The organism is Corynebacterium sp. HMSC071B10, assembly GCF_001814825.1.
Lineage (GTDB): Bacteria > Actinomycetota > Actinomycetes > Mycobacteriales > Mycobacteriaceae > Corynebacterium.
On sequence record NZ_KV817953.1, the window covers coordinates 1 to 270 of the forward strand.

At 56.3% G+C, this 270-nt stretch carries 1 protein-coding gene; it reads left to right on the forward strand.

Going from position 1 to position 270, the window contains the following annotated elements:
- Positions 1-270: ATP-binding protein (locus HMPREF2990_RS01205; RefSeq protein ID WP_141757747.1), on the forward strand; the 270-nt coding region annotated here is incomplete at both ends.

Here is a 270-nt window from a genome sequence, read left to right on the forward strand (position 1 = left end):
GATGCGGAAACTGATCAATGTCGATGTCCTTATCATCGACGATTTTATGACCATGAGCATCAACCAGCGTGGGCAAGAAGACCTGAGCAAGATCATATTCGACCGCGACGGTCGGCTCCCAACACTGATCTCCTCCCAATCGGCCGCCGCCTATTGGGTCGAAGCCCTCCCCGACAGAGTCGGAGCCGATTCACTCGTTAGCCGCCTCAACAACGGCCACCGAATACGCATCGGAGACTTCGACATGCGCAAGGCCACCGCCCCAATAGA